Here is a 12,651-nt window from a genome sequence, read left to right on the forward strand (position 1 = left end):
TGAGCTACTTTATAGCAAAATAGCAAATTCTGGGCTCTTTGCCTGTCAACTTATGTATCTGATTGTGCGCTTTTTTCCCTTTCCGGCACCGGGTAGGGCAGCGGCATGGGACGCAGGGTGACATCCGGCTGTGCCTCCGGATGCAGAGATTCATCCGCCGAGTCATGACGGACAACGGCCAGAAGCTCGCAGCTGCCATCAGTATAGACAATTGACGTAACCACCTCGCCCACGGCCCGCTCGGCGGTTCTGAGCGCGCTTCCCGGTTCGGGAGCAGAGGTTCCCTCCATCCGGAAGCGGAAGAGACTCTTCTTGAGCTGCCCGAGAAAATGCATGCGGGCGATCACCTCCTGCCCGGTGTAGCAGCCTTTCTTGAAGTGGACACCGCCGACATGCTGCCAGTTGAGCATCTGGGGCACGAAGGATTCCCGGGTTGCTGGCGTAAGCCTGGCTACCCCGGCGGCAATCTCCGAGGCCTGCCAGTCGGCAGCAGATATGCGCAGCTCCGGCGTCAGGGCGGGCGCATCAGCACCGGTTTGCCAGAACTCGAAACGAGGACAGCCTTCGGCGGTCGGCTCAGTCCGGATCAGGATGCCATTATCCAGGGTGGCGGAGTCACCGGGCTCGACCAACTGGTCCAGCCGGTCGCCAGCAAGCGATTGGGCCAGCTGGTTGCCGAGGATGCCGGCAATGCGAACGTTGGCGGCTGCCTCCATACTGGTGCCCCGGAACAGCATCAGGTATTTGCGCAGATGGGAGACGTCGCTGTCGGCCAGATCGGCCGGAAAATCTATCAATACATCGGCGTCGGTTCGCACCATGCGGGTCAGGCAGTAGGCCCGACCCTTGGGGGTTGCGGCAGCGGCCCGTGGCGATCTGCCTTCAACAACCTCGGCCAGGTTCTGGCTGAACTGCCCTTGCAGAAACTTGTCAGTGCCGGGTCCGCTGACTCGCATCACCACCCGGTCGTCGAGGAATGTCCAGCCGTGATCGGGCAGGGGAGAGTCGGCAACAGCGGGTGCTTTTGGGTCTGTGTCGGACATTGCGTGCTCCAGATCATGAAATCAGTTCGATGCTTGTCCCTGCGGGCCCAGCCTCAGCCACATTCTGAGACGACGAAAATCCGCTTCCGGTGCGTTGCCCGGCCAGCCCCCGCCAGATGAGACAATAACGGCACTGTACGCCTGCAATCTGGTGCCGACCGGGCGGAGTTTCAAGAGTGCCAGCCGCGACCACAGGCGGCTGGATGGCGCCGGGCGCACCGGTATGCGCCGGTGATCACCGGTCACCACGTACAGCTGGCCTTGATCGACCAACAAGCCCGTGACTGAACGTTTCGCCAGCAGGGCCCCGTTGCACCGGTATTGCAACAGTGCACCGGCAAAGGCGAAAGGGACAGCCGTCAGGAGCCAGGGTTTCCCCTCCAGGGAGGCAATCAGCAGGAATGCCAGCAGCACCAGCCAGGGAAGGCCTGCGATAACTCCTGCCAGCCGGGAAGGGGAAAGGTCCAGTTCAATCCGGCTGGACACGGCTGAGAATCAGATCAACCATGCGTTGCAGGTCCGGGTCCTCGGGCCGGCTGCGCTGCATGAACCACTCGAACATGTCGGTATCCTCGCAGCTGAGCAGCTTCCGGTAGCGGGCCTGGTCCTCCGGGGCCAGATCACGGTAGGCCTGCTCCACAAAGGGAATCAGCAGGACGTCCAGCTCCAGCATGCCGCGACGACTGTGCCACCACAGGCGGTTGAACTCGGAATTGTCGGAGGGTGCAGTGGTTTCTGACATAGTCTTTACCATCGGATGGAATGAGTGGATCGGCACCGGTTCACGGTGAAAGCGTACGATAGGTAGTGGGGACCAGTACGGTGTCCCGGGCTTCGTGGAGCAGTCCCGGATAGTCCAGTGTGTAATGAAGGCCGCGACTCTCCCGCCGCTGCAGCGCGGAGCAGATGATCAGGTCTGAAACAGTGACCAGGTTGCGCAGTTCCAGCAGGTCGTTGGTGACCCGGTAATTGCTGTAGAACTCGCCGATCTCCGCGGATAGCAGATCCACACGGTGCTTGGCCCGCTGCAGGCGCTTGGTGGTTCGAACAATGCCAACGTAGTCCCACATGAAATGCCGCAGCTCGTCCCAGTTGTGGGAAATGACCACGTCTTCATCGGAGTCCCGGACCTGGCTCTCGTCCCAGTCCGGCGCCTGTGGTGGCGAGGGAATGTCCGCTTCCCGGCGGGCAATGTCGGCGGCGGCCGCGCGCCCGTACACCAGGCATTCCAGCAGCGAGTTGCTGGCCATGCGGTTGGCGCCGTGCAGTCCGGTAAAGGCCGCTTCGCCCACCACGTACAGCTGGTTGATGTCGGTGCGGGCACGCTCGTCGCTCATGATACCCCCGCAGGTATAGTGGGCCGCGGGAACCACGGGAATCGGCTCCCGGGTTATGTCGATGCCGAACCCGAGGCACTTCTCGTAGATGGTCGGGAAGTGGTGCTTGATGAAGTCCGCCGGTTTATGGCTGATATCCAGCAGCAGGTGATCGGCACCCAGTCGTTTCATTTCATGGTCAATGGCCCGGGCCACGATGTCCCGGGGCGCCAGCTCGCCCCGTTCGTCAAACCGGTCCATGAAGCGGGAGCCATCCGGAAGTTTCAGCAGGCCGCCTTCGCCCCGTACCGCCTCGGTTATCAGGAACGATTTGGCGTGGGGGTGATACAGGCAGGTGGGATGGAACTGATTGAACTCCATGTTGGCGACCCGGCAGCCGGCCCGCCAGGCCATGGCAATGCCGTCGCCTGAAGCGCCGTCCGGATTGGTGGTGTAGCGATAGGCCTTGGACGCACCGCCGGTGGCGATCACCGTAAACCTGGCCCGGAACAGCTCTACATGATTGTCTTTCAGATTCAGGATGTAGGCGCCCACACAGCGATTCCCGGGTAGCGCCAACTTGCGGTTGGTGATCAGGTCTACCGCCACGCGGCCGGACATCAACTCGATGTTGGGCCTGGCCTGGGCCTGGCTGGTCAGTGTGGTGGACACTGCGTGGCCGGTGGCGTCGGCAGCGTGGATAATGCGCCGATGGCTGTGGCCGCCTTCCCGGGTGAGGTGGTATTGGGCATCGTCGTTGCGGGTGAAATCCACGCCTGAATCGATCAGCCAGTCAATGCTTTCCCGCCCGTGTTCCACGGTAAAGCGCACGGCATCCTCGTGGCAAAGGCCGGCGCCAGCGTTCAGGGTGTCCGTGACATGGTTCTCGGTGGAGTCCTGGTCGTCCAGTACCGCCGCAATTCCGCCCTGGGCCCAGAGGGTGGCGCCACTGCTGATGTCGGCCTTACTCACCACGCAGACGCGCAGGTGCTCGGGCAGGTTCAGCGCGACGGTCAGGCCGGCAGCTCCGCTGCCGATAATGAGAACATCGTATTCGAAGGACTGTGGCATCGGGTCGTTATCGCGGGCCATAATGTGGACGTGTATTGAACTAAACTTTACGCGTGCTGTCTATTTGGCCTGACGGGGCACGCCGCCGGAACAGGTGGTGGACCCGACTCAATGAACGGAGGCCGGACAGCCGCAATGATCGAGAAACACCTGGTACAGGCCGGACAGTTGGCCATCAAATCAGAACTTCCCGGCAACCGGTCCATGACTGCTGATACAGACAAGGTACAAGGCGAACATCCCGAGAGCCAGACGGACCTGCAACTGGTTCGCAAGGTACGCAATGGCGATCGCGCTGCGTTCGACCTGCTGGTGGTCAAGTACCAGTCGCGGGTCGCCTCCATCATCAGCCGCTACGTTTACGATAGCCAGGAAGTCATGGATCTGACCCAGGAAACCTTCGTCAAGGCGTACCGCGCCATTGATCGTTTTCGGGGCGATAGCGCCTTTTATACATGGCTCTACCGCATTGCCGTGAACACCGCCAAGAACTTCCTCGAGGCGCGCGGGCGGCGACCACAGGGCAGCGCGGATTCGTCCGAGGCGGAAAACTTTGATGAGGGGGCCCGGTTGCGGGATACCGCCTCGCCGGAACGCCTGTTGCAGCGGGAGCAGCTCCAGAAGGAACTGAACAGGGCTATTGCGCAGTTGCCGGAAGAACTCCGGTCGGCGTTCCTGCTCAGGGAATACGATGGCCTCAGCTATGAGGACATCGCCGGCATACTCGAGTGTCCGATCGGAACCGTTCGCTCTCGAATTTTCAGGGCCCGGGACGCGGTAGACCGCCATCTCGGACCCCTGCTCAACCATTCGGTGACGTAATTGAGGTTGCATCCCATGGATGATCGTCTCAGAGAAACACTGTCTGCCATGATGGACGACGAGGCCGATGAGCTGTCGGTTCGCCGCCTGTTGTCCCATGACCGCCAGGACGAGGTGCGTGCCCAGTGGCAACGCTGGCAGGATGTGCGCGATCTCATGCACGATACCCATGTGCCGGCCGACCGCCTTGATATCAGCAAGGGGGTTCGGGAGGTTCTGGACGGTCGCCACTCGGCCCTGGACCGCTCCGGGGCGGGTGCCCTCAGGGCATCCACGAGACGCTGGCACTGGCCTGCCGTTGCCATGGTAGCCATGGCCCTGCTCGTGGGGTTTGGTGCCGGCGCGGGATGGGATTCCTCCGCGACCGGGACGGTTCAGCCGGTGACTGCGGCCACTACAGACGCTGCCGCACCGCAAGCGCCGGTTCGGGAAATCGCCCTGCAGGGGCTGGATGAGGAGCAGTGGCAACAGATGAGCCGGTACCTGCTGGAGCACGCGCAACACAACAGCGTCGGGGCTGGTCGCGGTGCAGTTGGCTATGCCCGACTGGTCAGCGCCAACGGCGGCGGATACTGAGTTCCCGGAGCGACAGTGAGTACTATGCAGACCCCAACCGCCCATCGACATCCCTGGTCAACGGCACTGCTCATTGTGTTGATGGCCTTCGCTGTGCCGGTTCTCTCCGATGAACAGGAAGCCTCTGACTGGCTCAAGCGGCTGGGCCCGGCGCTGAACATGACCTCCTACCAGGGCGTGTTTGTCTACGCCCGCGGAGACAGTGTTCACTCCATGCAGATTGCCCACCGTTACCACAATGGCGTGGTGGAAGAGCGGCTGGTGCTACAGGATGGCGGTAACGGCGAGATTGTCCGCAAGGGCATGAACGTGGTGTGTGTGCTCCCGGAGCGCGGTCGCGTGAAGCTCGACCAGGTGATTCCGTCAGGGCCTTTCGCCGAGGCGTTTACCAGTCAGCTGGTTCCGGTCAGTCGCTGGTATCGGGCAGAGATGAAGGGCGAGGACCGGGTCGCCGGTTATGACGTGGTTTCGGTGGCCCTGAGTGCCCGGGACGCCTACCGCTACAGCCATCGTCTTTGGCTGGAGAAAACCACGGGTCTGCTGGTCAAGAGCCAGGTCCGCAACGCCGACGGCGAGGTTCTGGAACACTTTCAGTTCACCAGCCTGAGAATCGGCAACGACATTCCGGACAGTGAGTTCGAGATTCGTACCGAGGGTCGCGAAATAGCGACCACCCTGGATGCCGGGAAGCCCGAGGCCTCCCGGATTGGCCAGATGGACGGCTGGCACCTCGGTTGGCGACCGGACGGTTTCATGCCCGCGGCGGCACCCCGTTCGGGCAAGGGGCAGGCCGTGGCCTTTTCCGACGGTCTGGCCGCGTTCTCGGTGTTTGTCGAGCCGGCCGGTCAGGTGGACATGCCCACCGGTGCCTCATTGATTGGCGCAACAACGGTGTACATGCACCAGGTGAATAAAGGCGGCAGTGGGTTCCTGGTGACCGTGGTCGGTGAATTGCCGCCTCACACCGCGCGGCAGGTGGCCGAATCGGTTCGCATCGAGAACGCCGTCGCCGCCCGATCGGAGAGCCCATGATCACGGAAACCGGAAAGGTCGTTGCCGAGAAAGGGGCGAGGGTCTGGGTCCAGACCATTCGTGCCAGTGCCTGCCAGAGTTGCGCCGCCCGCAGCGGCTGCGGGCAGCGCGTGCTCGCCTCGGCCACCGGTGGTCGGGCAAACCAGATTCTCGTGCCCAACTCGATCAACGCGCGGGTTGGCGATGAAGTAACCATCGGTATCGATGAACGCGCCCTTCTGGGTGCCTCGCTGCTGGTCTACGCACTGCCACTCCTGCTGATGGTGGTGGCCAGTGTTCTGGGTCATCGCCTCAGCGGTGGTCAGGATGCACCGGCGATGATGGCCGCCGTCGTGGGCCTCGCCGCAGGCTTCTGGGGAGGACGTAAACTGCAGAGCCGGGTCGGCAGTCACTACGAGCCCCGTCTGGTTCGGGTGAACCGTATCACCTCCGCGAACTGTCCCTGAACCCTACGGTTTTTTAAGTTGAAAACGCCCTGGGTGATCCCAAAATCTACCGTCAGCCATGACAAAGAACTGGAGTTTATGATGTCAAGCAGAGCACACGTTGTTGAGCTGCCCTGGAATGCCCAGTCGCAGACCAGGCCCCTGGGTATGATGCTGGTTCTGAGCTTCCTGTTGCTGGTGGCCTGGAGTCAGCCGGGCTCCGCAAGAAGCCTTCCCGACTTCACCGAGCTGGTGGAGGAAAACGCCGGCGCAGTGGTGAACATCAGTACCACGACCGCCCCGAAAGCCAACACCTCGGGTAACCGGGGCATGCCGTTTGATGAGCGTCAACTGGAGCAGCTCCCTGAGTTTTTCCAGGATTTCTTCCGAGGGCCCCAGTCGCCCTATGGTGGCGGCCCCGGACAGTCGCAGCCGCGCCGCTCCATGGGCTCCGGATTCATTGTGTCCTCGGACGGCTACGTTCTGACCAACAATCACGTTGTGGAAGGTGCCGACGAGATCATCGTGCGCCTGAACGATCGAAGGGAGCTTCCCGCCACCTTGGTTGGCACTGACCCGCGCTCCGACATGGCCGTCCTGAAGATCGAGAACGGGGAAGACCTGCCGGTAGTCCAGATCGGGAAGTCGGAAGAGCTGAAAGTCGGTGAATGGGTGTTTGCCATTGGCTCACCGTTCGGATTCGACTACACGGTAACGGCCGGCATTGTCAGCGCCCTCGGTCGGTCCCTGCCGTCCGAGAACTACGTGCCGTTCATCCAGACCGATGTCGCAATCAACCCGGGCAACTCGGGCGGGCCGCTGTTCAACCTGGACGGCGAAGTGGTTGGCATCAACTCCCAGATCTACACCCGCTCCGGCGGCTTCATGGGCGTGTCTTTTGCCATTCCCATCGACGACGCCATGAACGTGTTCCGCCAGATCCGGGACAAGGGTTCCGTTTCCCGGGGCTGGTTGGGTGTGTTGATTCAGGAAGTCAATCGCGACCTGGCGGAGTCCTTTGGCCTCAGCCGGCCGCGGGGCGCCCTGATTGCCGAGGTGATGGCGGATTCCCCGGCCCAGGCGGCTGGTTTGCAGGCCGGTGACATTGTTCTCAGCTACGACGGAGAGGAAGTCGAGCTGTCCTCAGATCTGCCACCCATGGTGGGCCGGACGCCGGTCGGCGAGACAGCCAACCTGACGGTGCTGCGTGGCGGCAAGGAAATGGAGCTGCAGGTCGAGATCGGCCGTTTGCCGGAGCAGGGCGGTCAGCAGGCCTCGGCGCCCGCCGGTGACAGCAGCGGTCCCGCCTCCGCACCTCTGGGTATGACGGTTGAGCCGCTGCCCTCCAAGCTGGCGGAATCTCTTGGGGTTGAAAGCGGGGTGCTGGTCAATAATGTGGCCCGCGGCCCGGCCGCCGAGGCAGGCATTCGTCCGCGCGATGTGATCACCGAGATCAACCGCCAGAACGTGTCCTCGGTTGATGAGTTCCGGGAGGTTGTCCGCGGGTTGCCCGAGGGCAAGGCGGTGTCGGTCCGGATTGTCCGGGAAGGCCGTGCCCTGTATCTGGTGATGAAACCCTGATCGGCTGATCCCGAAGGAATCTGGTCAGCAGCCCGTCTAACCAACGGGTGTACGAGCCCCCGGGGGTGTCCGCGAGGACATCCCCGGGGGCTTTTGTTATACTCAGCCGGTTAAAAGAAGAATGAATGGCCAGGGAACGGACCAGAACCATGATGAACCGACAGGAAATTTCCCTCCGAAAACTTCTGGAATTCCGTCACGCCTGGGTGGCCTGGCTCGTTTTCCTGGTGTCCATAGGGGTGACCGTGCTGCTCTGGCAGGTGTCGATACGCCTGGTGGAGGATCGCACCGAAGCCCGGTTTCGCACCCAGTCCCTGCAGCTGAAATCCGCCATCGAAGAGCGTCTGCTGAACTATGAGCAGGTGCTGGCTGGTAGCGCTGGCCTGTTTGCGGTCGCCGGCGAGGTTTCCCGGGATCAGTGGCGGGAGTACGTCGACAAGGTCGACATCAACCGTTACTACCCAGGCATCCAGGGTATCGGTTATGTCCGTCGGATTGGTGTCCGGCAGATGGCAGATCACATTTCATCGGTCCGGACGGAAGGTGTGCACAACTACCTGGTTAATCCGCTCGGCTCCGGCCCCTACTATTACCCGATGGTTTACCTTGAGCCGGGCACCGAACGGAATCGACGCGCGCTCGGCTACAATGCGTTCAGCGATCCGATCCATCGTCGCGCCATGGAGCGGGCCCGGGATGAAGCAACGCCCACGGTAACGGCAAAGGTGGTTCTGGTGCAGGAGGAGCTTGCCGAGGACCAGGCCAGCTTCCTGATGTACTACCCGGTGTTCCAGGGCGGAGACATTCCCGAGATCCGGGCCGAACGACGGATGATGCTGGCCGGGTATGTGTTCAGTGCCTTCCGCATGAACAACCTGATCGACGGCATTGTGGGCCTGATTTCGCCGTTTCTGGACGTTCGCATCTACGATGCGGGTGTGGTCGCCCGGCAAAACCTCATGTACGGCTCTAACCTGGGCTCTCTCGACAACGAGTTCAGCTTCCAGATGAGCCAGACCATCAGCCACGGGGGACGGGAGTGGCTGTTGCAGACCCGCTCCACTCCCGCGTTCGATTTCCTCGCGTCGGATCCCCGGCCGCCCATCGTGCTGGGCAGCGGGCTGGTGATCAGTGTTCTGCTGTTCCTGTTCGTGCTGGCCCTCATTCGCTCACGACTGATGGCGCAGGTGAGTGCCGGTCGCTACCGTGCCATCACCGAGGGCGCTGCCAACGTCACGCTGGTGATGGACCAGGATGGGCAGCCCCTGTACGCCAGCCCATCCAGTCTCGACATACTCGGTTTCGAGCCGGACGAAGTGCAGGCGCTGGACTTCGAGCAGCTGGTTCACGGAGACGACTGGCCGCAGCTGCAGAAGGGGTTCGATGAATCGCTGGCCGCCCCGGGCAAGCAGATGCCGGTGATTCGCACCCGGATAAGGGATGCGGAAGGCCATTGGCGGGATATGGAAGGCACCTTCACAGCCATGCTCTCGGTGCCCGGGGTAAACGGTGTGGTACTGAGCCTGCGGGATCTCACCCAGCTCAAGGCAGCCCAGTCCGAATTGCATCGCCTGGCCTTCTACGATCCCCTGACCGGGCTGGCCAATCGGCAGCTGTTCCGCGACCGCCTGGAGCATGTGGTCAGTCGCTGCCGACGAAGCGGCGAGCCCGCGGCGCTGATGTTCCTGGATCTGGATGGCTTCAAGCGTATCAACGATACCCTCGGCCACGACGCCGGCGACGAGCTTCTGAAGCAGGTGGCCCAGTGGCTCGTTGGCTGTGTCCGGGAAGAGGACTCCGTGGCCCGCCTTGGCGGTGACGAGTTTGTGGTGCTGCTGTCCCGCATCAGCGGGTCGGACGCCGCCGGCAAAGTCGCCGAAAGTATTCTGCGCAGCCTTTGCCAACGGATCCGGCTCAATGATCATGAGGTTGGTATTACCGTCAGTATTGGCATCACCATGCTCCCCCACGACAGCGAAGATGCCGGCACCCTGATGAAGTTCGCCGACCTCGCGATGTACCGGGCCAAGGAATTGGGGCGCAACACCTTCCAGTTCTTCACGCCGGCCATGAACATCAAGGCCGCCCGCCGCCTGTTGCAGCAGGAGGAGCTTGCCAGCGCCCTCGACGGCGAGCGCTTTGTGCTTCATTACCAGCCCAAGGTGGATCTGGCGACCGAGCGTGTGATCGGCGTGGAAGCCTTCCTGCGCTGGCATCATCCGGAGAAGGGCCTGGTATCGGCCCAGCAGTTTATTGGCCTTGCCGAGGAAACCGGCCTGATCGTCCGGCTGGGTGAGCTGGCCCTGCGCCAGGCCTGCATTCAGGTGCAGGCGCTGGAGCGCGCCGGTTTCGAGTCCCTCAAGATGGCCGTGAATCTGTCGGTGCGCCAGCTCACCGATACCGGTTTCCTCGACATGATCCGGCAGGTGATCACTGAAACCGGCGTGGCACCGGAACGTCTGGAGCTGGAGATGCCGGCCGAGCTACTGAATGAAGACCCCCGGATGCTTCGGGAACTGCTGGTGTCCCTCCACGACCTGGGGGTGTGCCTGATTCTCGACGATTTTGGTACCGGTTCCTGCTCCCTGGTGGCCCTGCAACAGTTGCCCCTGGACGTAATCAAGATTGATCACCGGTTCATTCGCGACATTCCCTACAACGTCAGCGCCACCGACGTTGCCTCGGCGGTCATCGCTCTGGCTCGCAAGCTCCACCTCACCGTTGTCGCCGAGGGCGTGGAAACGCCGCAGCAGCTGAGCTTCCTCAAAACCCATGGCTGCGCCCAGTGCCAGGGCAATCTGTTCAGCTATCCGCTGGATGAAGATGCCCTTATTGGCTTCCTGATTCGCCAGTACGAGCGGCCGCTCATTTCCTGATCATGGCAATGGCGGCCGGTAACCGGTAAAATCACGCCGTTCCCGGACCGCGGTCGCGGCCCCTCCGGGCTCAATCCTTCGTCTTTTTATGAGTATTCATCGTCTGTGACTGAACTGAGCCGAATCCGTAACTTTTCCATCATTGCCCACATTGACCATGGTAAATCCACACTGGCAGACCGTTTTATCCAGGTCTGTGGCGGCCTGACCGACCGTGAAATGGCCGAGCAGGTTCTGGACTCCATGGATCTTGAGCGGGAGCGCGGGATTACCATCAAGGCCCAGAGTGTCACGCTGAACTACAAGGCCCGGGATGGCCAGGTCTACAAGCTGAACTTCATCGATACCCCGGGACACGTTGACTTCTCCTACGAGGTGTCCCGCTCCCTGTACGCGTGCGAAGGCGCGCTGCTGGTGGTGGACGCCGGTCAGGGCGTTGAGGCCCAGTCGGTGGCCAACTGCTACACGGCGATTGAACAGGGCCTGGAAGTGGTGCCGGTACTGAACAAGATGGACCTGCCCCAGGCAGAGCCGGAGCGCGTGGCCGCGGAGATTGAGGACATTATTGGCATTGAGGCCGGTGACGCGGTGCGCTGCAGTGCCAAAAGCGGCATGGGCGTTGAGGACGTGCTGGAGGACCTGATCCGGAAGATCCCGCCGCCCAAGGGCGATCGCAGTGCGCCGCTGCAGGCGCTGATCATCGACTCCTGGTTCGATAACTACCTCGGGGTTGTATCTCTGGTTCGGGTAACTGAGGGCGCCCTGAAGAAAGGCGACAAGATTGTCATCAAATCCACCGGCAAAGCCTGGAACGCTGACAAGGTGGGTATCTTCAATCCCAAGCCTACCGATACCGATGTGCTTGAGGCTGGCGATGTAGGGTTTGTTGTAGCCGGCATCAAGGACATCCACGGAGCGCCGGTAGGCGACACCATCGTGCACCAGAAGTTTGCCGAGCAGACGCCCATGCTGCCGGGCTTCAAGAAGGTCAAACCGCAGGTCTACGCCGGCCTGTTCCCGGTCAGTGCCGACGATTACAACGATTTCCGGGACGCCCTGGAAAAGCTGACCCTCAACGACGCCTCCCTGTTCTTCGAGCCGGAAAACTCCGACGCCCTCGGTTTTGGCTTCCGCTGCGGGTTCCTGGGCATGCTGCACATGGAAATCATCCAGGAGCGGCTGGAGCGGGAATACGACATTGATCTGATCACCACGGCACCGACGGTGATCTATGAGGTGGTTACCAGGCAGGGTGAGACCCTGTCGGTGGACAACCCCTCACGGCTTCCGGATATTGGTTCCATTGAGGAAATGCGCGAGCCGATCGTGGAAGCCAACATCCTGGTGCCCCAGGAGCATATCGGGAACGTGATCGCCCTGTGCGAGGAGAAACGGGGCATCCAGAAGAACATGCACTTCATGTCGACCCAGGTCCAGCTCACCTACGAGCTGCCCATGGCCGAGGTGGTGATGGACTTCTTCGACCGGATCAAGTCGGCCAGCCGGGGCTTTGCCTCGCTCGATTACCATTTCACCCGGTTCCAGACCGCCAATCTGGTTCGGTTGGACGTACTGATCAACGGCGAGCGGGTGGATGCCCTGGCGCTGATCGTGCACAAGGAACAGGCCCATCACAAGGGGCGTCAGCTGATTGAAAAAATGAAGGAGCTGATCCCCCGGCAGATGTTCGATATTGCGATCCAGGCTGCCATTGGCAACCAGGTGGTGTCGCGGGTGACCGTCAAGGCGCTGCGCAAGAACGTGACCGCCAAGTGTTACGGCGGCGATGTCAGCCGCAAGAAGAAACTGCTGCAGAAGCAGAAAGAAGGTAAAAAGCGTATGAAGCAGCTGGGTAACGTCGAGGTGCCTCAGGAAGCGTTTCTTGCCGTACTGAAAGTAGACAAATAAA

At 61.6% G+C, this 12,651-nt stretch carries 11 protein-coding genes; 7 read left to right on the forward strand and 4 right to left on the reverse strand.

The features are described from left to right. Positions 1-50 precede the first annotated feature (50 nt). The 4 genes from ygfZ to nadB are packed head-to-tail and all read right to left on the reverse strand — an operon-like array spanning position 51 to position 3,430. The gene (gene ygfZ / locus AC0J1C_RS04525) at positions 51-1,043 is read right to left on the reverse strand and encodes a CAF17-like 4Fe-4S cluster assembly/insertion protein YgfZ (protein WP_473045779.1); all 993 of its coding nucleotides are present in this window, start codon (positions 1,041-1,043) and stop codon (positions 51-53) included. Between the two features lie 21 nt (positions 1,044-1,064). Further along, on the reverse strand, positions 1,065-1,529 hold the full coding sequence (locus AC0J1C_RS04530) for a hypothetical protein (RefSeq protein ID WP_473045780.1): 465 nt from the start codon (positions 1,527-1,529) through the stop codon (positions 1,065-1,067). Continuing rightward, on the reverse strand, positions 1,513-1,785 hold the full coding sequence (locus AC0J1C_RS04535) for a succinate dehydrogenase assembly factor 2 (RefSeq protein WP_375193068.1): 273 nt from the start codon (positions 1,783-1,785) through the stop codon (positions 1,513-1,515). Before AC0J1C_RS04535 ends, AC0J1C_RS04530 begins: the two co-directional genes overlap by 17 nt. Positions 1,786-1,825: 40 nt before the next feature. Beyond that, on the reverse strand, positions 1,826-3,430 hold the full coding sequence (nadB, locus tag AC0J1C_RS04540) for an L-aspartate oxidase (protein WP_473045782.1): 1,605 nt from the start codon (positions 3,428-3,430) through the stop codon (positions 1,826-1,828). A 135-nt stretch (positions 3,431-3,565) separates the two neighbouring features. Here nadB and rpoE point away from each other — a divergent pair, with 135 nt between their 5' ends. The 7 genes from rpoE (at position 3,566) to lepA (ending at position 12,650) form a co-directional block, all read left to right on the forward strand. After that, positions 3,566-4,252, forward strand: coding sequence for an RNA polymerase sigma factor RpoE (gene rpoE / locus AC0J1C_RS04545; protein ID WP_473045783.1), 687 nt, complete (start codon positions 3,566-3,568; stop codon positions 4,250-4,252). 15 nt (positions 4,253-4,267) lie between these two features. Continuing rightward, positions 4,268-4,828 (forward strand): sigma-E factor negative regulatory protein, encoded by a 561-nt coding sequence (locus tag AC0J1C_RS04550; RefSeq protein ID WP_375193066.1) that lies wholly within the window; start codon positions 4,268-4,270, stop codon positions 4,826-4,828. An 81-nt stretch (positions 4,829-4,909) separates the two neighbouring features. Beyond that, positions 4,910-5,860, forward strand: coding sequence for a MucB/RseB C-terminal domain-containing protein (locus AC0J1C_RS04555; RefSeq protein WP_375193079.1), 951 nt, complete (start codon positions 4,910-4,912; stop codon positions 5,858-5,860). Further along, the gene (locus AC0J1C_RS04560; protein ID WP_473045784.1) at positions 5,857-6,306 is read left to right on the forward strand and encodes a SoxR reducing system RseC family protein; all 450 of its coding nucleotides are present in this window, start codon (positions 5,857-5,859) and stop codon (positions 6,304-6,306) included. The genes AC0J1C_RS04555 and AC0J1C_RS04560 overlap by 4 nt, the downstream gene beginning before the upstream one ends. Before the next feature lie 150 nt (positions 6,307-6,456). Further along, positions 6,457-7,866: a DegQ family serine endoprotease gene (locus AC0J1C_RS04565; RefSeq protein WP_375193078.1), complete on the forward strand. Its 1,410-nt coding sequence runs from the start codon at positions 6,457-6,459 to the stop codon at positions 7,864-7,866. A gap of 149 nt (positions 7,867-8,015) precedes the next feature. Next, entirely contained in the window at positions 8,016-10,742 is a 2,727-nt protein-coding gene (locus AC0J1C_RS04570) for a bifunctional diguanylate cyclase/phosphodiesterase (RefSeq protein ID WP_375193064.1), read from the forward strand. A 105-nt stretch (positions 10,743-10,847) separates the two neighbouring features. Continuing rightward, the gene (gene lepA / locus AC0J1C_RS04575) at positions 10,848-12,650 is read left to right on the forward strand and encodes a translation elongation factor 4 (protein ID WP_375193063.1); all 1,803 of its coding nucleotides are present in this window, start codon (positions 10,848-10,850) and stop codon (positions 12,648-12,650) included. Position 12,651: the final 1 nt, after the last annotated feature.

The sequence above is a fragment of the Marinobacter sp. E2 genome, from assembly GCF_055755345.1.

Excerpts from the sequence above, each read along its gene's own strand:
- rpoE (WP_473045783.1), top strand. The coding sequence starts at position 3,566 with ATGATCGAGAAACACCTGGTACAGGCCGGACAGTTGGCCATCAAATCA.
- AC0J1C_RS04555 (WP_375193079.1), top strand. The coding sequence starts at position 4,910 with ATGGCCTTCGCTGTGCCGGTTCTCTCCGATGAACAGGAAGCCTCTGAC.
- AC0J1C_RS04565 (WP_375193078.1), top strand. The coding sequence starts at position 6,457 with ATGCTGGTTCTGAGCTTCCTGTTGCTGGTGGCCTGGAGTCAGCCGGGC.
- AC0J1C_RS04560 (WP_473045784.1), top strand. The coding sequence starts at position 5,857 with ATGATCACGGAAACCGGAAAGGTCGTTGCCGAGAAAGGGGCGAGGGTC.
- AC0J1C_RS04570 (WP_375193064.1), top strand. The coding sequence starts at position 8,016 with ATGATGAACCGACAGGAAATTTCCCTCCGAAAACTTCTGGAATTCCGT.
- nadB (WP_473045782.1), bottom strand. The coding sequence starts at position 3,430 with ATGCCACAGTCCTTCGAATACGATGTTCTCATTATCGGCAGCGGAGCT.
- AC0J1C_RS04550 (WP_375193066.1), top strand. The coding sequence starts at position 4,268 with ATGGATGATCGTCTCAGAGAAACACTGTCTGCCATGATGGACGACGAG.
- ygfZ (WP_473045779.1), bottom strand. The coding sequence starts at position 1,043 with ATGTCCGACACAGACCCAAAAGCACCCGCTGTTGCCGACTCTCCCCTG.
- AC0J1C_RS04535 (WP_375193068.1), bottom strand. The coding sequence starts at position 1,785 with ATGTCAGAAACCACTGCACCCTCCGACAATTCCGAGTTCAACCGCCTG.